Source organism: Candidatus Nanosynbacter lyticus, from assembly GCF_030253515.1.
Taxonomy (GTDB): domain Bacteria; phylum Patescibacteriota; class Saccharimonadia; order Saccharimonadales; family Saccharimonadaceae; genus Nanosynbacter; species Nanosynbacter lyticus_A.
On the sequence record NZ_CP124549.1, the window covers coordinates 679450 to 699630 of the forward strand.

Genomic DNA, 20181 nt, shown 5'->3' on the forward strand with positions numbered 1-20181 from the left:
TTATACCACGCCAAGGCGCGTCGTCGCTGCATGGGTGATGGCCGCCGCGAGTGCATCGGCGCAGTCATCTGGCTTGGGCACCTGGCTGAGACCTAAGTTGAGGCGCACCATTTCCTGAATCTGCTTTTTGTCGGCCTTGCCATAGCCAGTCAGTGTCTGTTTGATCTGAAGCGGCGTGTATTCACTGATCACGAGGCCTGCCTTGTGTCCAGTCAGCATCGCCACACCACGAGCATGAGCCACAGAAATAGCGGTGGTGACATTGCGGGCAAAGAACAATTTTTCAATCGACATCACCTCAGGTTTAGTCTCAGCGATAATCTCTGTCAGGCCATCAAAAATCTCCGCCAGCCGCTCGTCTAGCGGCGTGTGGGCGGGCGTCTTGATCACGCCGGCCGTTACCAGCCGGTAGCCGCCCTGCTTCGCATCAATCACACCAAAGCCCAAGATACCAGTCCCCGGATCAATGCCAATAATTCTCATGCGTTTATTATAGCACCCGGCCGGTGACAGTAATAATTAATCAAGCGGCTGCCTCGACGAGCTACTTCGCCGAGTTATCGCTTGCCGCGCGTGATGGCGTGTTTTAGCCGCGTAGCAGCCCGGCCAATTTCCCAGCGCCACTGCCAGCCAGCGTAGCCAACCGCCAGCAGACTGACGCCGCCGAGCACCCACCAGCCCCACATCGCGCCTGTCACCTGCTTGACCTGCTCCGGTGCAAAGCCAGTTTTTGGTGCAGTAGCCAGCGCGACCTTGCGGCAGCGCTTTGTCTTTGGATTGCGCTCAAAGCCTTCGGCACACTCCTTCAACACGTCACTATCAGCGGCAATTTTCTTACAGCGTCCGGTAGCGGGATTACGAAACTTACCATCGGGACATGGCTTCAGGGTTTTGGCGGCTGTGGCTGCAATCGACCGACACCGACCGGTTATCTCGCTCCGATAGTACCCTTCACGACACGGCGTTTGGGTTTTGAGCTTGCCGATGTTGCGACACCGACCGGTTTCTAGTGAACGATACTGACCGGGCTTACACGGCGCGAGTTCCGGCTCGCGTACGATATTACGGCAGCGGCCCGTTGTTGGTGAACGGTACTGCCCCGGACGGCACGGCGTCGGCACTGGCTCCACCGGCTCCTTGACGCAGCGACCCGTGAGCTCGTGACGCACATAGCCCGCCTTGCAATCTGGCCACTGCTTGAATTCATTAGGCCGAGCCGGCGTCGGTGAAAATGTCACCTTCCATTCCCCGTCAAGCAGGCTCCACGACGAGTCCTTGGCCAGGCCAGTAAATGACGTCTGGTCGATCTCATTGCCACTAGCATCCAGCGCGTACACCTCGCCGCCACCGGTTTTTGTCAGTTTGAGATTTGTCTCTGCCAGCCGAACGACATGCAGCGCCCCGGCTGCCAGCTCAATACTTCTGAATATATGGGTCGTATCCTTATGCTTGCCCTGACCCTTCACGAGAATGGTGCAGCCCGTGAGGTCGAGGTCGCTGGTCCCGGCGTTAATAATCTCGATAAACGGCGCGTCAACGTTGGTCGCGATCTCATGTAATTTCAAGCCGCTGCAGCGATTGCTCGGTGGCGTCGGATCAACTGGCGGACGCGGCTCGTCAGGCTCACTGCACGCTGGCAGTTCACGTAGACGCGGCGCCTCACCGACCGAAAAATCGCTGACGTTATTATCCGTATCAGTCACCACGCCATTTGTTTGGCAGCGCCAGGCGTGTAGCTTGCCGCCCAGCGTAATCGGACTGCCTTCGCGCTCTGATGCCGTGCCCCAGCCGACCAGATCCGACACCCGCCCATCACTCATCACCAACTTGACAGAGCCGCCGGTTTTTGCCAGTACTTTCTGGCTATCAAACCGCAGGTCGGCCTGCTCGGCAGGTAGCCGGCTATCACCGACCACCAACGCCCCGCCCGCCGGCACCATTAGGTCAGTCGATATTGTTTTAAGCACTGTCACATGCCCCTTTTGGTTAACATACTGCAGCGTCCAGCCAGCGATATTGACTGGCCCTGGCGACGGATTGTAGAGTTCGACGTACGCGCCGCGCGCTGTATCGAGGCCAATTTTAGTGATCAAGAGTTTAGCCGATGTACGAGCCGCAGCTGGTGGCGCAGGAGGTTCGGAAGGCGTTGGCTTAACTGGTGTGGGTGTCGATGGATCTCTGGGTGGCATCGACGGAGCAGGCGTAGACGTAGATGCAGACGTACTGCCAGAAGTCGTGTCCGGTGTAGCCACTGCTGGGACTGATGGCCTGGTCGGGCTGGGTGCTGGATTGGCTGGGCGCGGCGCGGGCGTGTGGGTTGGCGCAACCGGTGTCGAGCCGCTAGCAGGAGGTGCGGCCTCTGGTGGGGAGTCGCTCGCAAACGCCACCACCGGCTGAAACACCAGCGCAATTATCGTTGACATAAGTAGTAGGCGGGTCAAAACCTTCATTGTGAACTCCCTGCTTGGCTTATGTTGGCTGATTATATTGTAAAAGAAATTCCTCCCAAACGCAAAAGAGCGCCGCTAGGGGCGCTCGATATACCGTCAATACATGGCCTAAACGCAGGTCACTCCGCAGTGATATCGGCATTGGTATGCACATTCACCACGTCGTCCAAGTCGTCCAGCGCATCAACCACCTTCATCAATTTCTGCGCGGTTTCCGTATCAGCGATCTCAACTGGCGTATTAGCAATGTAGCGCAGCTCGGCGTCTTTCACACTCAAACCCTGCTCAACCAACTGATTTCTAACGCTCGCCAAATCTTTCAGCTCCGTGTAAACAATGATCTCGCCGTCTTCCTCGACCGCATCCTCAGCGCCAGCATCCAAAATCTGGAGGAGCAATTCCTCGCCCGTACCCGCCACGGTGATCACGCCCTTACGAGTAAACTGAAACGCCACGCTACCAGCGTCAGCGATGCGTCCGCCGTTCTTCACCAATGCGGTTTTTACTTCCGGCAACGTGCGATTACGATTGTCGGTCGCTGTTTCGATGATGATACCGACACCGCCCGGACCGTAGCCTTCATAGGTAATTTCCTCTAGCGCCGCCGCGCTCTTATCCGCCACGCGGTCAATCGCCCGCTGGATATTAGCGCTCGGCATGTTGGCGGCCTTGGCTTTTTCAATGGCCATTGCCAAACTTGCATTCAATGTCGGATCGGTACCGCCACGCGCCGCGATCGCAATTTGATTACCCAATTTCGTGAAAATCGCACCACGCTTCGCATCAACAATCGCCTTCTGCCGGTGCGTCGTCGCCCATTTACTATGTCCTGCCATGTGTCCATACCTCCAGAAAATTCGTTTCTTTTAGTATAGCAGAAAACGGGCGAGGGGTTAACTGTCGAGCCGATCAGTGGTGTTTTCTGGAAAGGTAAAGCCGCCGCAATCTGATTCTATATATACCCCTTTAACGGGTGTATCATTGAAGGCTTTTTCGTCCTTAATGCGCAACCCATATTGAGAGGAGATGATCCCCTCATGGACATACAAACCCAGCATCCCTGCGACATATCCCACGGCCGCGTTGTCGTTATTCTGCTGCAAAATACCCAATGGGACTTGTATGGCAGGACAGTGGGCGTCCTCTGGCAAAGTCACATCAGAACCTACTAAATATGCCTTGGGAAGTGATTCATCTAACTTTGACACCCAGATATCGGAATCATCGTGCTCGAGATCCATAACCTTCCGTAAAACCTTTTTTCGACGCCGAGAATTATCCTCAGCAATCCCCACCACAAGATCCGATACGCTTATCTCATAGGAGTTCAACCCAGCCTGTCCTCGCCGCATATTCAAGTCACCGATAAACTGATACATAATTGCATCGCTAAGCTTATCGGATTCAACAAGAGGCACTATTACCTCTCGCATCCTCTCTAAGTACTTTTCTTCAATTGCGGCTTGAGCAGTCTGTACTGCTTCCTTAGTGTGCAGGTCCTCTCCGTCTGTCGGGGCCTTATTCTCAGCGCGCTGCCTAGTGACTTCTTCCAGGTACTCATTACGTACCTTGGTAATTTCATCACATATTGCGTTTAGCTGCCGAGGTGTCATTGGCCCGCCCAGCTCCTGCGTCTCATCGTCTTGTGCATCACTATAGCCCTCAACCCCGCTAGACCGTTGCTCACCATAATTATTCGATACGGCCGCTAGCCTCTCCCATAAATCCATTGGACCTTGATCGCCGCTATTTCCATCTATTCTATCTATACTCACTGCTCTCCTCCCAAAATTATTGAACCGTATGACATCAGAAGCATTCAGCCTCTACGGCTATGATGAAACAGCGATTTGGCCTAAGCTTGCCAAAAGGCCACCCAAAACAATAGGTAAAGTCAATATCGAATGGTGAGTCCGGGTATAGCCTAATAGAAACTGGTGGTATCAAACCCTTCTCAGTGAATTCTGCTAGCTTACAGGCGATCCTTTCTTTAGTCTTACTACGATCCTCGTCTTCCTTCCACTTTCCGGGCCTTTCGCTTTTAAGCTCTTTGAAATCTTTACCAAGATAGAGTATAGGAACTATTGTGCTGCAGCCATAGCGGTCCGGAAAACCCCCCTCCTCTTTGTCGCGCAAACTCTCATCAATTGTTAGCACTGAATAATATGTTGAACGACCACTCTCAGGATCATTATACCAAGCCAAATCATCTCCTCCTATGCCCTGTGTTAGATCTTTTATTAGATCACTCCGTTCACGATTTGCGGATTCGGCGATACCTCGCGCAAATCTCAAAAATGACAAATCAACACCTAGTTTCTCCCTCTCTTGGTCCATCTGCCTAATGGTCTTGTCTTTCTCATAGTCTAGCGCTGATAATGCACTAATTACGTTAAGGATCTCCATATCTATCTTTTCTACAGCAAGTTCAAACTGCTCATGCTTAGGAAGCAGGTAGCCCGTCACCGCACTTCGTAGTGCTTCATTCCCCATCTCTATCCGACGCTCTTTATCCTTTTCACACTCCCGCTGAAAAGCTTCGCCCTTCGCGTCAATACGTGCAACATCAGCCTGCATGCCTTCCAGAATACCTCGCATACACTTTTCATTCATTTCACTCCTCCGAACTAAGTAATGTATAGTTGCCTCACCAGCCGCCCGAGGGCCAAACCCGTGCTCACTCACCCCGAGTGATTAGCTGAATGAACCCATAGTAGTACATCCATCAGGTTTCCTCAAGCATGAGCGGGATAGCCTACCACAATCGTCCACGCTACTCAACCACATTACTCTCACGCAGTCGCAGCCCGGTCTGTCGCCGCATCCACCACATTGCCCCGATAATGACGAGGTAGACCACGACCGCCCACAGCCAGCTCAAGTTCACCTCCAGCTGCGCCCAGTCCAGCCCCGCCAGCCACGTGGCGATGCCGACTATATACTGGAGTAGCCACGTCGTCGGCGCAGCGACGAGCCCAGCCACCACCGGCACATCCGCGCACACACCAACCACAAAGGTCAGTAGCATCGCTAGCGGCACCAATGGCAAAATGAGTATATTCGCGATCAGTGCCACGTTACTGATCACGCCAAACGACGCCACCAAGAGCGGCCACGTCATGATCTGGGCCGACACCGTCTCGCCGATAATCTGCCGGATCACCCCGGGCGGCTTCGCACCAAAAAAGTATCGCTGCAGCAGCGGCGCCAGGATAATCACCCCGCTAAACGCCGCAAAGCTCAATTGCCAGCCGAGGTCGTTCCAGCCAAACTGTGGATTGATAAGTAGCGTCATCGCCGCAGCGACCGGCAGCAGCACTAGCGGATGAATCGTCCGGCCATAATACCACGCGGCTAGGCTCAGGCCCGCCACCAGCCCGGCCCGCGACATGCTCGGACTGAGGCCGGTCATCGCCATAAAGCCAATGATCATCACACCAGCGCTCAGCGCCGCCAGATATTTCGACACCCGAACGAACAGTCGCCGCGCCAGCCGCACTAAAATTGTTAAGTTATAGCCACTTGCTACGATGACGTGCGTCAAACCTGCGACCTGCAGCGCCGTCATCAATTCCAGCGGCAATGCCCGCCGCAAGCCCATCAAGAACCCGAGGCCCAGTGCCGCCTCCGACTCCGGCACGTACCGCCGCACCCGCTCCGCAAACCAGTCACGGACGCCCACCGCCACGTCACCCGGTTGCTCGCGCGTCACTCGTTCAACCGCTGCCCGTGACATCCGCGCCGCAAACGCCCCAAACCCATCGGTCAGCGCGCCCCGAACCGTGACCACGTCGCTGCGTTTAATCGCCTGGTTATGCCTCGTCACCACCCAGACACTGCCAGGCAGCCGCCGATCATTACTCATGATATCACCCAGGCGCAGCACTGTCTGCCCCTTTTTATCAACATCAGGATCTTCCAGCACCCGCCCGCTCAGCCGTACCATTTGACCGATCAGCGTTTGATAGTGCTCCAGGCCAATCTGCCCCACACTACCTCGCCACAGCCCAACCAGCACCCCACCGACTAGAGCTACTACGACCAGCCAGCGCCGCGCCCCAACGAGCGACGCTAGGGCCAATACCATTCCCGCCCCCAACCACATCCAACCAGCAAACAGCCCGTACGGCGCTCGCATCACGCTGATAACACCGATAACGATGCCGACACCAGCCGCCGCCAACAGCCACGACACATGCAAACGCTGGGTGAGGCCGAGAGACTTCATATAGTTAGTATACGCGAAGTGCGGCCAGACTTACATCAAATCACCTGAAATGGATACAATAAAAAATCCTAGTTCATGAACTAGGATTGTACTCCACTTGGAGGGCCCACCGGGGCTTGAACCCGGGACACCCTGCTTAAAAGGCAGGTGCTCTAACCAGCTGAGCTATGGGCCCGCACATGACGCGCAGCGCAACAAAGCGAGAACGCGACTTTTCACATTTTATCACAGAAGGACGGCGTTTTCAACGCTTTGTTTTCTTGGCAGCAGGTGCCTTGACCTTGAGCGGCACACTCATGTCAACCAGACCGGCCACCAGCCCAACGGTCGCCGCGTAGTACCACCAGTCGCTTAGCAATTTGTACGTCTTCATCGCCTCCGCGTCCAAGGTCATAAACTTGCCCAGCGGCCGCACCAGCACCGCCGCTGCTAAGACGCCGATCAATATTGCTGAGATTAGCCGTAGCAACTTGCCATGTCCCTTTGGCCCAGTGATTAATAATAGTACCAGCGGCCCCACCGTCAGGATAATCGTCGCCACGACACCATTCGGTAGCCCTGCTACGTTACTGACGCCCAGCCCGCCGATCACCCCGGCCAGCCACTCCGCCCATAACTCCGCCAGCAATGCACCAGCCGCCAGCGCCAGCGCCAACACGCCAAATCGCCGATTTAACACAAAAGCCAAGGCCGTCACCACCACGGCCACGCCACCAAATAACAACATTACACTCATCGCTTCCCCTCCGTCGTAAACCGCGCGGTGACGCCCGGTTTGATGCTGTGTTCCTTGGCACTACCTGCCGGCAGCTCCAACACGTACCGCGCCGGCACTGGTGTGTGATACACTTCGTGCGGCTCATTATCGGGCCAGACATCACGCTTGACATGCACGACCTTTTTCTTGGCATCCAGCCAAATGATATCAATCGGGACACGCATATCCTTCATCCACATTGGTATATCACCGTCTTTCTCGGCCACAAACAACATCCCCTCGCTCTTGCCCAGCTCCTGCCGACCGCCCAAGCCTCGCGCCCGCGTCTCGTCCGTATCAGCGACCTCTACTCGAAACGTACCCTTGCCAATGTCAACCGTCGTGTACGTTTTATTCATCTGGCGCGTCACCGCCCATACGCCGTAGCCGATCCCGGCCAACACGCCGAGCACGATCACCCAAACGATGATCCGCTGCACTATCGACGCCGACTTCGCATTCATACTCCCATTATAGCAAGTTTAGCTTCAGGCGCCGACTTTATCTTTTTTGTTACCGCGCTTGGCGTTGCGATCAATATAGTCGATGATTCGACCAGCCACATTGCGGCCCGTGACTTTTTCGATGCCAAATCCTGGACTGGCATTCACTTCTAATACCAGCGCCCCACGGTTCGAGCGCATGAAGTCGACGCCGGCCACTACCAAACCCATGGCTTTGGCAGCTTTGATGCACATCTTTCGCTCATCAGGCGTTAATTTAATGGCGGTTCCCTCGCCGCCCTTATGTAAGTTACTGCGAAAGTCATCATCTAAACTCTGTCGTTTCATGCTAGCTACCACTTGACTACCGACCACAAATGCCCGAATATCGGTGCCAGCCGACTCCTTGATAAATTCCTGTAGTAGCACGTTTGTGCCGTCAGAATCACTGAGGTAAAACGCTTGCATAACCGACTTAGCGGCTTTAATTGTCTCCGCCAGTACCACGCCATTGCCGTGGGTGCCGCGCGCCAGCTTAATAATCGCCGGCGTACCGCCAATCTCATCCAGCAGTACATCGATATCCGTTTCATTGCGCGAGAACACCGTCTTTGGGATCGACACCCCAGCCCGGGCCAGCAGCTGCACCGATCGTAGTTTATCGCGCGAACGACTGATGGCGATAGACCGATTCATAAAAAATGCTTGCGGATTCGCCATTTCCAATTGCCGCAGCACTGCCGTCCCGTAGCGCGTCATATAGCTAGCAATTCGCGGGATGAACACGTCAAAGTTACCGATTTCCCTGCCGCGATAAATAACCTTTGGATGCCGCTCATCAATTGACACATAACAATTTTTATACTTGATAACTTTAACTCGATGACCACGCTTTTCAGCTTCTTCCTTGAGGCGAAGGGTGGAGTAGTTGATGTTACCGTTAGATAGAATCGCAATATTCATAACTACGTATCCTTTGGTTTATGGTATTTTTTATAAAACTTGTGAGGATTTTTAGCTAGTTCTTTATTTAGCCTTATAGTCTGTGATTTCTTCTGGTTCCTTACTTCATTCATACTTACGTCAACCAAAAACTTACCGCTTAATGTCCGTCGTCCAATTAGCACTGGAAAATTATGCACAGCCCTATCAGACAGGCTAAATAACGCTTTAATCTTCTTGCCAGCCAATATAATGGTAAAATGTGTCCGATATTTTATAATTTCATGGCCAGAGGCGCTCTTAACCATCGCTACCGAATAATCGGTACGCCGAAACACCTTGCCGTTATAATACGGTGAGCCTTTACCAAATAGCGAGAACTTCAAGACACCGTCTTTATCAACACGAATATTGCTCGCCCACACTGATGAGCCGTCCGCACCGGTGTCAACCTTAGCCGGCACATTAACCGCCCGCCGACCAAAGTCCACCTTCACATTTCGACCAATGATGGTTTTTTGTGCTGCCATGCACCATATACTATAATCTAAAAACCTACATCAGTCAAGCTACGAAGCTGCTCGTTTGTAGACAGCCGGAACATTAGCAGGCATGCCGACAAGTGGATCATAGTACGGCATAAGGCCCGAGGATGCATTTATTTCAACCCTCGGAAATTATCGGGAGCTATAATGTCAACACCGCAGATAAACAGGCCGAAGTATTCAGTAACTCGCACAGCCATCTGCTTCACTTCATTCGGTACTTTATTGAGGCACTCTAGCGCATAGCCACCACTAGAAATATTCGCTACACCAGTTACTTGTACTCGTGTCCCATCGGATGGAATACATCGCAACTCAACATCGCTCAAAAAGCCCGCACGGCCTCTGGGTCAATTAGATTCATGGACTTTTCATGAGGTAGCTGACCGCAACGAGGATTTGTCATATTATCCAGGTCAATCAGCTCACGAGTTGTATGCACCCCATCGCCCCAGACTTCTGCGGGACAGCGCTGAATTGCTGCAACCACCTCACCGTCTATCACAATAAGCCGATAATCATTTCCCTCAATGTGACGCTGCAGCAGCACACCTCCCTTCCTTACATATTGTTGTGCTCGCTTGACTGCCCTTGCAATTCATCTATACGGCGGATATTTGTCGTCACCTCATCCCCATGTGTGGCATCAATGGGCTTCACCACTACCACACCCTGCTCCTCTAAAAACTGCTCGGCAACAGCTATATCACCCACTATCACTGAAGGCACTGGCCATTGCTCAAATTCACCCGATTGCACCAAAAGCTTATCAGTCAGCTCTTTGTTATCAGAAATTGATCGGCCAGTACCATTAGACACATCTGGTGAGCTGCCCATTATAAATCGCATGCGACCTGCGTAACGAAACGTAATACACGACGCCCCCGGATTTATAGCCGGCTACCGGGATACTGCGCTTCTTTAGTTCATTATAGATTGCAAGTGATGTCCCTTGTAGTTGATTTGTCATACAGTGATAGTACCTCTATTATCTTGTATAAGAATACCCTTCTTGTACCTACGCTGCAAGCGCCCTCATCATCAACTCTTGCTGCCTGGGGTTGGTTGGATCATACTTACCAGCAAAGAGACGAGTAACTCCATCAACGTCCTGATTAGCGTATAGACTCTCCAAATGTCGCATTGCCAGAACACGCCCCTCAAGATAAGCGAGGTCTTTATTAAAGGTTAGTGGCGCTACCCCAGGCTGGCGGTCCGCCATATCAGGCTGCGTGCCACGGAAGATCCTTACACAGGACCCATATGCCATTCGCTGCTCTTTATCTATCATCTCCTGCGTCACCTCTTGATTATCCTTTAACTTCCCAAGTAGACGATATCGCCACGCTGTCTCGAACACCGTGCGAAAATCTGCACCCTGCTCCGCCAGCGAGATATTAATGTAGTGGCCAAGTTTTGCAGCTGTCCATTTCGGCACAGTATCACCAATCATTTCCTCAACCGTCGTCGCCAGCCCCTCTTCAAAGGTCAGGTAATCTGGTCGTGGAGTATCAGTGAACAAACCCATCCCGAGGACCGATAGCTTTGTCTTCAGTCCATTGATTGAACGCTGCCCATGTACTCCAAATTCGTGTAGTACCTTACGAAACAGCTCATCACTTGTCTTGATCGGCGCTCGCTTCCCACCAACTACCACTGCCATCTCTGGAGATTCCCAAGATAGCGCAGTCTTATTTTCTACTAGCTTCACCGTTACGCCGCTGGTATGATCAGGGTCGCGCAGATTGATCACTGCTTGAAACGCTTCGACGATATCAGCTGGACCGCATACATATTCTTCACCACATTCTTTGACTTTCTGGCCCCATAACTCCTGCACCAGCGCCTGAATATCAGCATTGTGCTCAATAATCTGCTCACCAGCCCACTCCAATGCCTGATTATCCTCAAAGCGAGGAAGTCGTGCTTCATCATCTTCAGCACGGAGCATCGCCGGTATTACCTGGTCCTGCCAGTTAAAGCCATTCGCTAACTCATCGTACAAAACCTGTGCGGTCGGGTGATAGGCTTTGCCGTCTAGTATATTCCACAGCTCATTAAGCGCCGCATCACGAATCTCTGGCTGCGGCTGACCGTATAATTCATGACCAAGCTGTCGAGCTTGCTCCTGCACCTCACTCAACTCTTCTTGATTTCCCCCTTCATGATGTAAAAACTCTAGCTGACCGAGCAACTTCACATATTCCATTTCCGCCATGCGAAACGCAAGCGACGAACCAATCGCCTCACGGGATACTGAGTCAGGCTCACGATCAGTCGCCTCTTCACGAGCTCGACCAAGTGCTATAACACCCTTATCTAGTGCCGACATATCGCGAAGACGCCGGTGTTCAAAGCGAGGATTACGAAACTTCCCAGCGATAAAGTCCTCTCGCTGATCGAGCGCATTATTAACAAGTTCTGTATACGACTGAAACCCGGCTTCAGGAAGATTGTGAGGATTAATAATCTCTTCAATCGTTCGCGGTTGGCGCGGTACCATTTCGAGCACTATACTCATTTTTTCATGATAGCATATTTATGCAAAAAAGCAAGTACGTATTACGAAAACAGTCCGCGCCTCCTCGCACCATCAAACTGTTCCAGTAGTTCTCGCTGCTTCTTACTCAGTTTGGTTGGCGTATCGACGATGACGCCGACGATGTGCGGGCCGCGTTCGTCATTTCTCAAGTGCGGCACGCCGTGGTCTGATAACTTAAAATCAGTCCCCGACTGGGTGCCGGCTGGGATTTTCATCCGCACGGTGCCATCCACGGTTTCCACATCAATTTCCGTTCCCAGCGCTGCATCAACCATCGAGATATGCTCTTCTGACAGGATAATGTCGCCTTCACGAGTGAACTTCTTATGCGCCTTGACACGAATGTGAACGTATAGGTCGCCGCGCGGGCCGCCTTGAACAGCTTCGCCACGACCATGCAGGCGGATCGTCGCGCCATCATCAATACCAGCTGGGATCTTGACCGTGATCTCCTGGCGCTGGCGAGTCGTACCCTTACCGCCACAGACTGAACAGTTTTGCTCTGGAATCTTGCCGCGGCCGTGACAGGTCGGACAGGTGACTGCTTGCTGAATTTGTCCAAAAATCGAGTTCATGACGCGAGTCTGCTGACCAGAACCCTTGCAGTCCTCACAGGTTTTTAAGCTATGGCCCGGCTCGACGCCATCGCCATGACAATGTTCACACTCAGCGTCTAGGGTTATGTTCAAGTTCTTTTCTGTGCCAAACACCGCCTCTTCAAAACTCAGAGTTACATTAGTTTCAACGTCACGACCGCGTCGCGCACCACCCCGTGAACCAGTCGCGCCGCCACCGAAAAATTGACTGAAAATATCGCCAAACATACCGCCATCACCACCAAAGTCAAACTGCACGTTTTGCCCGCCAAAACCGCCAAATCCTTCGAACGGATTGCCGCCAAAGCCACCACCTGCTGCGCCGCCGACACCAGCATGACCAAACTGGTCGTAGCGCTGGCGCTTTTGTTTGTCTTTTAGGACTTCATACGCCTCGTTGACCTCTTTGAATTTAGCTTCATCGCCGCCCTCTTTGTCGGGATGGTACTTGACCGCTGCTTTACGAAAAGCCTTCTTAATCTCATCCTCAGAAGCAGTTTTCGACACGCCTAACACTTCATAATAATCGCGCTTGCTCATATGTGTTCATTATACGCTTTTAGCACTCGACATGCAAGAGTGCTAGCCTTAACCGTGCTATACTGAGCATAGAAGAGGTGCTATGAAACAGACAGCAATTATCAATTCAGAAATCAAGGCTCGGTGTGCCGATCAAGAGGCGGTGCGCCACCATCTGCGTGAGCATGGCGCGGACTTTAAGGAGACGGAGCATCAAATTGACACGTATTTTGATGTACCCGAGGGGCGCCTGAAATTGCGCCAGGGGCCGATCGAAAATAACCTGATCTTTTATCAGCGGGCCGATACCGATGGGCCGAAGCAATCGACTATCAACTTATCACCCGTGGCACCGGACTCAACTATTGGTGAGGTGCTAACAGCGGCGCTTGGTGTGCGTGTCATCGTCGATAAGCAGCGCGAGATTTACTTCATCGACAATATCAAGTTTCATATCGACACCGTTAAGGATCTCGGGAATTTTGTCGAAATTGAAGCTATTGATACCGACGGCAAACGAAACGCCAAGGAACTGGAGCAACAATGCTCATACTACATGCGTGAACTTGGTATCAGGGCTATAGATTTAGTCGTTGGCTCGTATAGTGACTTGTTGGAGCATGGTAACGATATTCAAGCGACATAGGACCCTTCTACACTGACCTTTCTTTAGCCCAGTCTGTATTTAGTATAGTTGTGATTTGACATACTATATATTATTGTTATATTTAAGTTACTATGCTCTTCCGCACAATACCTCGTCCCAATCTTGAAATCACCTGGTATCGCCAGAATGGGGTGTTTAATTTCACTAACTCAGACGACGAGCTAGTGACGGGTGTATCAGCTCAGACATGGGAAGATTATCTAGATCATATCGAAAATTTGCCAAGCAAAGTTTCAGGACAAGTCATTAGTCCAGAATTGATAACCATTACTGATATACCATTTGAGAAAGTGGCAAGATTTCGACAAGAAATTGGCGAGAGGATTTTGCAGCTATGTGAGATTTCACACGATCTACCCAATGCCGACTTCATGGTCGGCACACCCAGTTTTTGTGGTGATACGGAATTGCCGTATAACACTCTCGTGAAGATCACCAATGGCCAATGTGAAACAAAGTCGCGAAAATGGCTTCTTACACTCAGTGAAGAGGGTAATTTTCGGCCCGCCCTAACCACTCAGACACTCCAGCAGCCATATTCAACTCAATCATTAATCTGCGCCGACATGGTCGTAGCACCATCTCTTCTGCGTGAAGATACTCGTCATGTGCAGGTTAGCGCCTGTTGGGCAACGCCTGGTTTTAGCCATCCTAACTACCAACCGCCGCCAGATGAGAAGCGCTATACAGATGCAATGATCTATGCGATTAATCAACTTTTTACCGCTCACCTTGTCCGAGATCTTGTCGTAGTTGATCGTACGCCGCCGACTACCAAAATTCCACCACTCAACTGTGTCGTCCAGCGAAAAATATAATACCCCGGAGACTTGGGGTATTATATTAGCCTACATCAGACTCTGTTATTTCTCGTCAACCACCTCGCCCTCGACTGGCTCGTCTTTGTCAGACTTTTTGTCGTCCTTCGACTCGCCAGCCTTGTTGTCCTCAGCAGCTTGCTGATACATTTTGGCGCCAATTGGCATGATAGCGTCCTGCAGTGCTTTGGCTGCCGCTTCTAGTTCATCCTTGTCGTCAGCATCTTTGTGATTTTCTGCTTCTTTGACCGCCTCGTCAATCGCCTTTTTATCGTCGTCAGAGATCTTGTCCTTAAACTCATCCGGCATTTTCTTGGCCTGGTAGATAGCGTTTTCCAGCTGGTTCTTGGCGTCAACCGTTTCGCGCTTTTTCTTATCCTCGTCAGCGTGCAGCTCAGCTTCTTTCTGGGCTTTTTCGATATCTTCCTTGCTCATGTTGCCAGAGTTTTGGATGGTAATTGATTGTTCCTTGCCAGTGCCTTTATCTTTGGCGGTAACATTAAGGATACCGTTAGCATCAATGTTAAACGTCACTTCAATCTGCGGCACGCCGCGTGGCGCTGGTGCGATACCATCAAGCACAAATCGACCCAAGCTCTTGTTGTCATTGGCGAATTCGCGCTCACCCTGCAAGACGTGAATCTCCACTTGCGGCTGATTGTCAGCAGCCGTCGAGAACACTTCGCTCTTGCTGGTTGGTACAGTGGTGTTACGCTCGATCAGCTTGGTCGACACACCGCCCATTGTCTCAATACCAAGGCTTAACGGCGTCACGTCCAGCAGCAGCACATCCTTGACGTCGCCTGCCAACACGCCGCCCTGAATAGCTGCACCGACAGCCACCACTTCGTCTGGGTTAACACCTTGCATTGGATCTTTGCCGAACAGCTTCTTCACCCGCTCGACCACTGCTGGCATCCGGGTCATACCGCCAACCATAACAACATTTTGGATGTCAGATTTTGACAATTTAGCGTCTTTGAGTGCTTTTTCAACTGGACCGTCAAGACGCGCCAACAGATCTTTCACCAAATCTTCCAACTTCGCCCGCGTTAGACTCAATTCAAAGTGCTTTGGCCCGTCAGCGTCAGCGGTAATAAACGGAATATTAACTTCGTATTCAGTGACTGTTGATAGCTCCTTCTTAGCCTTTTCGGCTTCGTCCTTTAGACGCTGCATGGCTGCATTGTCTTTACGTAGGTCGATGCCTTCTTTAGACTTAAAGTCATCCAGGAAGTAATTAACGATGACATTGTCAAAGTCTTCACCACCCAGGTGGGTGTCACCATTCGTGGCTTTCACTTCAAACACACCGTCGCCGAGCTCCAGGATGGAAACGTCAAAGGTACCACCACCAAGGTCAAACACCACGATGGTTTCGTCATTTTTACCCTTCTCCAGGCCGTACGCCAGAGCAGCGGCCGTCGGCTCATTGATGATGCGCTTAACTTCCAGGCCAGCAATTTTACCGGCGTCTTTGGTGGCTTGACGCTGCGAATCGTCAAAGTAGGCTGGCACAGTGATAACTGCTTCGGTGACTTTTTCGCCCAGGAAGGCTTCGGCATCGGCCTTAATTTTGCCGAGGATCATGGCTGAAACTTCTTCTGGCGTGTATTCCTTGCCACCCATTTCCACGGCCACACCCGCACCTTTCTTGACGATCTTAAACGGCATGAGGCCACGGTCTTTTTGGACTTCTTTGTCATCAAACTTACGGCCAATAAAGCGCTTGACACCATAAATTGTGTTCTTTGGATTAGTCACACGCTGACGCTGCGCTACTTGCCCAACCAAGCGTTCGCCCTTTTTATTAATCGCTACCACTGATGGCGTCGTACGATTACCTTCGGCGTTAGCGATGACTTCCGGCTTACCCGCCAGCATGTACGCAAAGGCGCTGTTGGTTGTACCGAGGTCGATTCCGATAATTTTACCCATATGATTCCCCTTTCTTGTTTTGATCACATCTGGTTTTTGCTTATATCCATTTTAGCACTCTTTATTAACGAGTGCCAACTATTTCAGTATAAATAATTAGCACTCCCGTGTCAAGAGTGCTAATTTATTTTGTGACAACCAGTTATTTCTCTGATGTGTCAGTGTTTACCCTGACATTCGTCTGCGGTGATTCCGATGACTGGCGCGTCACTTTAACCATCGCGTCGCGAATTACTACGCCGTCTAGTGTATAGCCAGCACGTAGTTCCTCAGCAATCACTTCTTTGTCGCCTTCTGCTGATTCGTCAAATTGAATAGCTTGGTGTAGTTCAGGATTAAATACTGTGCCGGGTTTAGCGTCGATTTGCTCGAGGCCGATTTCTTTCAGTTGCTTATCAAGCTGTTTATTCAGGCCAGCCACACCTTTCGCCCAGGCGTTATCCGCTAGTTCCTCCGGCACATTGGCAATCGCTCGCTCAATCGTGTCAATCACTGGTAACAATTTCATCACTGACTTAGCCTGACCCATTTGATGCGCTGACTGTTTTTCCGCCTCGACACGCTTGCGGTAGTTCTCAAAATCCGCCCGCGTCCGCTGCAAATCCAACGTCAACTCGCCCAACTGCTGCTCCAAATCTTCAGTTTTTTTAGCCTTACTCTTCGTCATTTTTTCCTCCTTCTAAACGGCCAAAACGGCTCGTCGCCATACGTACAGGGAAAAGACACTACCATAGCCATGAAAATAATAATCAAAATAATCACTACTAGCCACGTTGGCAAGCCGCTCAGTAGTCCGCCAATCCATTCAGCCATTACAATACCTCCTCTAACATCGCACCGGTTCGCCTAACCAGCTCCATCGTTCGGCGGTAATTTTGCCGCGTCGGGCCGATGACACCGATATAGCTATCATCACTAAACTGCGAGCGGAATTTACTAATAATCAGCGTAGCGCCACTACTTTTACCAATCGGGTTTTCACTGCCAATAAACACATTCAGCGGCTGGTTCGGCGCTGCTTCATGCAGCCACGGCTCGATATTATCAATCAACCCGGCAATCGCCTGCACGTGTCCGCCCTCGACAAACTCTGGCTGAGAAAACAGCTGCGTCATGCCATTCATATACAAGTGCGTACCAAACGACGCAAAACCAAAGTTACCCGTCAACTCCACCAAGCTGTCAACGGCGCTACGAATTGCTCGGTCGGACGTATCAACGTGCGAATTGACATGCGCTTCGATCGCTCTCGCACTGCGATCGATACCGCTCGGCAGCTCGGTCATCTGCGCGTCGGTGATGCCATTGACGTACAATCGATAGCCCTTATCGGTAGGAATGCGCCCAGCGCTGGTGTGCGGCGCCTCGATAAAACCCATCTCCTCGAGCTTGGCCATTTCGCTGCGAATGGTGGCGCTGGATACGCCAAACAATTTGGCTAGCGTCACGCTGCCAACCGGCGCCGCAATCTCGGCATATTGCTCAATAATGGCGGCTAAAATCGCTTGTTGACGTTCGGTCATAGGCTCATTGTAGCATGAATCTAGCACTCATCGCAAGCGAGTGCTAATGCGACCTTGCCGCGCGCCTGGCCTGGCTACGCGCCCGCGTAAATCGCCGGGCGGCGTCTGACGAAAACATTAGCACCGCTACAATATTCAGTCCGATGAACAGCAGCGTACTGGCTGTCGACCAGGTTATCTTGCCGATGGTCAAGGTGAATGAATTAGCGATAACTGCCAGCCCGGATATCATCATCAATACCAGCCGCAATCGATTGCTACCGCTAAATGTCCGACTCACCAGCACGATAGTCGTGATCACCCACACTGCGCCGAGGACAATTGACGAACCAATCAGCCAATTAGCAATCACCGCCGCGTCATTCACCTGACCGTCCACCATCAGTTCAGCCACCGTCTGGCTATGAAATTGGTCAATCGCAAGTAATTCAACAACGGTATTGATGATACTGACCGCCAGCGCCGCAAACATCGCCACCACGCCAAACGCGATCTGTGGCGGCCGCCGACTCCAAAATTGTTGTATCAATGTATCGTGCGCCACTGGCATCACCTCGTGCGAAGTAGCATCGAGAATCACCTCGTCGCGCTCCTCTATCAAGGACTTGTTGGCGCGCACTCGCTCGACCTCAAGTACCGGCAGATCGCCATCGGTCTGAATGGTATCGCCGCCGCCGTTGCGCGAATGATACCCGGTGGAAAAATCTTTCAAGGTAGTCACCTCGATTGAAGCGCGTGCCTTGAGCGCCGACTGGACAATATAGTCCCGCTCGATGTCAGTATTCTCATCAACCTTATGGGTGATTTGTAGGGTAAACAAGCTAAGACCGACACTCTTGTCGTATGTTCCCGCCGCCAGCCAATCCACCTGATGACCGCCCGGCAGCAGCCAGCCCTGTGGGCAACGCCAGAAACGCACGTGATGGCGCTTGCCGGGATTACCGTCAACCTCCTGCTGGTAGGCAAAATCTTGCCGCCGCCCAAATAGAAATAGTGACGAAACCGGCGCTTGCGGATAACTACGCCGCGTCAATATTGCCACCATCATCCGCCACGATGAACGCACGGTTATTTCCTCCGCTAACGTCCAGCCAGCCGCGGTCATCGCTTGATGGACCTGCGCCTCCGAGCCGCGCAAAGCCAGATTGACAGGATCACCGAGCAGCCCGTCCGCCGTCCGCGTTCGCCCGATGAAATAATTCGGCACATACAAGCTGCTCAGGATACGATGCAGCCGCGGCAGTGCCAAGTAAGCCGTAATCAGCCACACTACCACAAACAGCCCAACCATCCACCAGCCACCCGAATGCCAGCCCTCACGCCACACCAGCCACGCCAGCCAGAACGACGCCGCACCGGCTAATAAGAAAAAGATCTGGTCAAGCAACCCTGACAGCGACCAAAATGGTCGCCTGAGCGAAAACGACGACTTCTTCGTCGCCATCTAGACCGTGTCCTCACCCATCAAATAATCAAGGAGATCCCGCGCTATCAACCGCGCCTCGTCATCACGCCGATTAAACACGTCACCGCGCTCAATAATCTCGCCGCAAACCCGCACTGCTCGGGTCAAATCATCATTGATAATCACGTGGTAATACGGCACTTCCAGCGCATGACTGAGCTCAGCGATGGCCGACTGGCGGCGTTTCGGCCAGGCCGCTTGAAACTCTGCTTCCGTTACGTACCGCTGCTTCAATCGCTCCAGCCATGTCGGATAATCCGGCGGTACGATAAAGATAGCGATACAGCCCGGCGCCAATTGCTCATACTCAGCCACGCCCTGTACGTCAATATCAGTGATCGCCGTTTGCTGATGATCGTGCGCCAATTGCAGCTCGGCTGTCGAGGTGCCATACACCTTGCCGTGAACGAACTTGGCCTCAATAAACTGATGGCGTTCGAGCATGGTCAGTGCGGTTGCTTGATCAATAAAATGATAATCGATGCCGTCGCGCTCTGGCTGACCGTTATTTGCCCGCGGCTCCCGCGTGGTGTGCGACACGATATCACGAAATGACGGCGATCGCAATAACCGCCTTTTAATCGTATCCTTGCCCGCGCCGGAAATACCGGTTAGCAGTGCAATTTTAGTATCTCGCACCAGCGCTACGGCCGCTTCGGTCGGCTGGTACTCCCTGATGACACGTTCAAGATCTGACATATGAGTATTATACCAGATTATTGACTAAGCTTCCGGGAGCAGCTGCGAC

23 protein-coding genes and 1 tRNA gene are annotated in these 20181 nt (G+C 52.1%); 3 read left to right on the forward strand and 21 right to left on the reverse strand.

Features of this window, described 5'->3' with window-relative positions; translation table 11 throughout:
• Both ruvC and NLML1_RS03670 read right to left on the reverse strand, forming a co-directional pair.
• Window positions 1-483, reverse strand: coding sequence for a crossover junction endodeoxyribonuclease RuvC (gene ruvC, locus NLML1_RS03665; RefSeq protein WP_285441438.1), 483 nt, complete (start codon window positions 481-483; stop codon window positions 1-3).
• 74 nt (window positions 484-557) lie between these two features.
• On the reverse strand, window positions 558-2093 hold the full coding sequence (locus NLML1_RS03670; protein WP_285441439.1) for a lamin tail domain-containing protein: 1536 nt from the start codon (window positions 2091-2093) through the stop codon (window positions 558-560).
• On the opposite strand from NLML1_RS03670, the gene NLML1_RS03675 reads away from it, so the two are divergent.
• Entirely contained in the window at window positions 2086-2397 is a 312-nt protein-coding gene (locus NLML1_RS03675) for a hypothetical protein (RefSeq protein ID WP_285441440.1), read from the forward strand. The two genes, NLML1_RS03670 and NLML1_RS03675, sit on opposite strands and share 8 nt — an antisense overlap.
• A gap of 172 nt (window positions 2398-2569) precedes the next feature.
• Here NLML1_RS03675 and NLML1_RS03680 read toward each other — a convergent pair whose 3' ends face one another.
• The 13 genes from NLML1_RS03680 to dnaJ all read right to left on the reverse strand — a co-directional run bounded on the left by NLML1_RS03680 (window position 2570) and on the right by dnaJ (window position 13043).
• The gene (locus tag NLML1_RS03680) at window positions 2570-3286 is read right to left on the reverse strand and encodes a YebC/PmpR family DNA-binding transcriptional regulator (RefSeq protein ID WP_285441441.1); all 717 of its coding nucleotides are present in this window, start codon (window positions 3284-3286) and stop codon (window positions 2570-2572) included.
• A gap of 57 nt (window positions 3287-3343) precedes the next feature.
• The gene (locus NLML1_RS03685) at window positions 3344-4225 is read right to left on the reverse strand and encodes a hypothetical protein (protein ID WP_285441442.1); all 882 of its coding nucleotides are present in this window, start codon (window positions 4223-4225) and stop codon (window positions 3344-3346) included.
• A gap of 34 nt (window positions 4226-4259) precedes the next feature.
• Window positions 4260-5063 carry a hypothetical protein gene (locus tag NLML1_RS03690; RefSeq protein ID WP_285441443.1) on the reverse strand — a complete coding sequence of 268 codons (804 nt, stop codon included), beginning with the start codon at window positions 5061-5063 and terminating at the stop codon, window positions 4260-4262.
• Window positions 5064-5223: 160 nt separating this feature from the next.
• Complete coding sequence (locus NLML1_RS03695; protein WP_285441444.1) at window positions 5224-6678, reverse strand: ComEC/Rec2 family competence protein; 1455 nt, start codon at window positions 6676-6678, stop codon at window positions 5224-5226.
• Between the two features lie 98 nt (window positions 6679-6776).
• Window positions 6777-6853: transfer RNA gene (locus tag NLML1_RS03700), tRNA-Lys, on the reverse strand.
• Window positions 6854-6922: 69 nt separating this feature from the next.
• Window positions 6923-7405 (reverse strand): hypothetical protein, encoded by a 483-nt coding sequence (locus NLML1_RS03705; RefSeq protein ID WP_285441445.1) that lies wholly within the window; start codon window positions 7403-7405, stop codon window positions 6923-6925.
• Between the two features lie 5 nt (window positions 7406-7410).
• Window positions 7411-7899, reverse strand: a complete 489-nt coding sequence (locus tag NLML1_RS03710) for a DUF192 domain-containing protein (protein WP_171279539.1) — start codon at window positions 7897-7899, stop codon at window positions 7411-7413.
• A 24-nt stretch (window positions 7900-7923) separates the two neighbouring features.
• A complete protein-coding gene (locus NLML1_RS03715; RefSeq protein ID WP_285441446.1) occupies window positions 7924-8841 on the reverse strand; it encodes a RimK family alpha-L-glutamate ligase in 918 nt (305 codons plus the stop codon).
• A 2-nt stretch (window positions 8842-8843) separates the two neighbouring features.
• Complete coding sequence (locus NLML1_RS03720; RefSeq protein WP_285441447.1) at window positions 8844-9350, reverse strand: putative ATP-dependent zinc protease; 507 nt, start codon at window positions 9348-9350, stop codon at window positions 8844-8846.
• Window positions 9351-9690: 340 nt separating this feature from the next.
• Window positions 9691-9915 (reverse strand): hypothetical protein, encoded by a 225-nt coding sequence (locus NLML1_RS03725; protein WP_285441448.1) that lies wholly within the window; start codon window positions 9913-9915, stop codon window positions 9691-9693.
• Window positions 9916-9926: 11 nt separating this feature from the next.
• Window positions 9927-10214, reverse strand: coding sequence for a hypothetical protein (locus NLML1_RS03730; protein WP_285441449.1), 288 nt, complete (start codon window positions 10212-10214; stop codon window positions 9927-9929).
• A gap of 169 nt (window positions 10215-10383) precedes the next feature.
• The gene (locus tag NLML1_RS03735) at window positions 10384-11886 is read right to left on the reverse strand and encodes a tyrosine/phenylalanine carboxypeptidase domain-containing protein (protein ID WP_285441450.1); all 1503 of its coding nucleotides are present in this window, start codon (window positions 11884-11886) and stop codon (window positions 10384-10386) included.
• A 41-nt stretch (window positions 11887-11927) separates the two neighbouring features.
• A complete protein-coding gene (gene dnaJ, locus NLML1_RS03740; protein WP_285441451.1) occupies window positions 11928-13043 on the reverse strand; it encodes a molecular chaperone DnaJ in 1116 nt (371 codons plus the stop codon).
• Window positions 13044-13125: 82 nt separating this feature from the next.
• Here dnaJ and NLML1_RS03745 point away from each other — a divergent pair, with 82 nt between their 5' ends.
• Both NLML1_RS03745 and NLML1_RS03750 read left to right on the forward strand, forming a co-directional pair.
• A complete protein-coding gene (locus NLML1_RS03745) occupies window positions 13126-13668 on the forward strand; it encodes a class IV adenylate cyclase (RefSeq protein ID WP_285441452.1) in 543 nt (180 codons plus the stop codon).
• Between the two features lie 92 nt (window positions 13669-13760).
• Window positions 13761-14507 (forward strand): hypothetical protein, encoded by a 747-nt coding sequence (locus NLML1_RS03750; protein WP_285441453.1) that lies wholly within the window; start codon window positions 13761-13763, stop codon window positions 14505-14507.
• Window positions 14508-14552: 45 nt separating this feature from the next.
• Here NLML1_RS03750 and dnaK read toward each other — a convergent pair whose 3' ends face one another.
• From dnaK to NLML1_RS03780, 6 genes are all read right to left on the reverse strand, one after another.
• Window positions 14553-16445 carry a molecular chaperone DnaK gene (gene dnaK / locus NLML1_RS03755; RefSeq protein ID WP_285441454.1) on the reverse strand — a complete coding sequence of 631 codons (1893 nt, stop codon included), beginning with the start codon at window positions 16443-16445 and terminating at the stop codon, window positions 14553-14555.
• A 142-nt stretch (window positions 16446-16587) separates the two neighbouring features.
• Entirely contained in the window at window positions 16588-17112 is a 525-nt protein-coding gene (locus tag NLML1_RS03760) for a nucleotide exchange factor GrpE (RefSeq protein ID WP_285441455.1), read from the reverse strand.
• Window positions 17109-17258 carry a hypothetical protein gene (locus tag NLML1_RS03765; RefSeq protein ID WP_162454456.1) on the reverse strand — a complete coding sequence of 50 codons (150 nt, stop codon included), beginning with the start codon at window positions 17256-17258 and terminating at the stop codon, window positions 17109-17111. The genes NLML1_RS03760 and NLML1_RS03765 overlap by 4 nt, the downstream gene beginning before the upstream one ends.
• Window positions 17258-17968 carry a hypothetical protein gene (locus NLML1_RS03770; RefSeq protein ID WP_285441456.1) on the reverse strand — a complete coding sequence of 237 codons (711 nt, stop codon included), beginning with the start codon at window positions 17966-17968 and terminating at the stop codon, window positions 17258-17260. The genes NLML1_RS03765 and NLML1_RS03770 overlap by 1 nt, the downstream gene beginning before the upstream one ends.
• Before the next feature lie 43 nt (window positions 17969-18011).
• Entirely contained in the window at window positions 18012-19412 is a 1401-nt protein-coding gene (locus tag NLML1_RS03775; protein WP_285441457.1) for an LssY C-terminal domain-containing protein, read from the reverse strand.
• The gene (locus NLML1_RS03780; protein WP_162454458.1) at window positions 19413-20132 is read right to left on the reverse strand and encodes a guanylate kinase; all 720 of its coding nucleotides are present in this window, start codon (window positions 20130-20132) and stop codon (window positions 19413-19415) included.
• Window positions 20133-20181 lie beyond the last annotated feature (49 nt).

Coding starts and splice junctions, on each gene's coding strand:
- ruvC (WP_285441438.1), bottom strand. CDS start 483: ATGAGAATTATTGGCATTGATCCGGGGACTGGTATCTTGGGCTTTGGT.
- NLML1_RS03680 (WP_285441441.1), bottom strand. CDS start 3,286: ATGGCAGGACATAGTAAATGGGCGACGACGCACCGGCAGAAGGCGATT.
- NLML1_RS03690 (WP_285441443.1), bottom strand. CDS start 5,063: ATGAATGAAAAGTGTATGCGAGGTATTCTGGAAGGCATGCAGGCTGAT.
- NLML1_RS03695 (WP_285441444.1), bottom strand. CDS start 6,678: ATGAAGTCTCTCGGCCTCACCCAGCGTTTGCATGTGTCGTGGCTGTTG.
- NLML1_RS03705 (WP_285441445.1), bottom strand. CDS start 7,405: ATGTTGTTATTTGGTGGCGTGGCCGTGGTGGTGACGGCCTTGGCTTTT.
- NLML1_RS03710 (WP_171279539.1), bottom strand. CDS start 7,899: ATGAATGCGAAGTCGGCGTCGATAGTGCAGCGGATCATCGTTTGGGTG.
- NLML1_RS03715 (WP_285441446.1), bottom strand. CDS start 8,841: ATGAATATTGCGATTCTATCTAACGGTAACATCAACTACTCCACCCTT.
- NLML1_RS03720 (WP_285441447.1), bottom strand. CDS start 9,350: ATGGCAGCACAAAAAACCATCATTGGTCGAAATGTGAAGGTGGACTTT.
- NLML1_RS03730 (WP_285441449.1), bottom strand. CDS start 10,214: ATGCGATTTATAATGGGCAGCTCACCAGATGTGTCTAATGGTACTGGC.
- NLML1_RS03735 (WP_285441450.1), bottom strand. CDS start 11,886: ATGAGTATAGTGCTCGAAATGGTACCGCGCCAACCGCGAACGATTGAA.
- dnaJ (WP_285441451.1), bottom strand. CDS start 13,043: ATGAGCAAGCGCGATTATTATGAAGTGTTAGGCGTGTCGAAAACTGCT.
- NLML1_RS03745 (WP_285441452.1), top strand. CDS start 13,126: ATGAAACAGACAGCAATTATCAATTCAGAAATCAAGGCTCGGTGTGCC.
- NLML1_RS03750 (WP_285441453.1), top strand. CDS start 13,761: ATGCTCTTCCGCACAATACCTCGTCCCAATCTTGAAATCACCTGGTAT.
- dnaK (WP_285441454.1), bottom strand. CDS start 16,445: ATGGGTAAAATTATCGGAATCGACCTCGGTACAACCAACAGCGCCTTT.
- NLML1_RS03760 (WP_285441455.1), bottom strand. CDS start 17,112: ATGACGAAGAGTAAGGCTAAAAAAACTGAAGATTTGGAGCAGCAGTTG.
- NLML1_RS03765 (WP_162454456.1), bottom strand. CDS start 17,258: ATGGCTGAATGGATTGGCGGACTACTGAGCGGCTTGCCAACGTGGCTA.
- NLML1_RS03770 (WP_285441456.1), bottom strand. CDS start 17,968: ATGACCGAACGTCAACAAGCGATTTTAGCCGCCATTATTGAGCAATAT.
- NLML1_RS03775 (WP_285441457.1), bottom strand. CDS start 19,412: ATGGCGACGAAGAAGTCGTCGTTTTCGCTCAGGCGACCATTTTGGTCG.
- NLML1_RS03780 (WP_162454458.1), bottom strand. CDS start 20,132: ATGTCAGATCTTGAACGTGTCATCAGGGAGTACCAGCCGACCGAAGCG.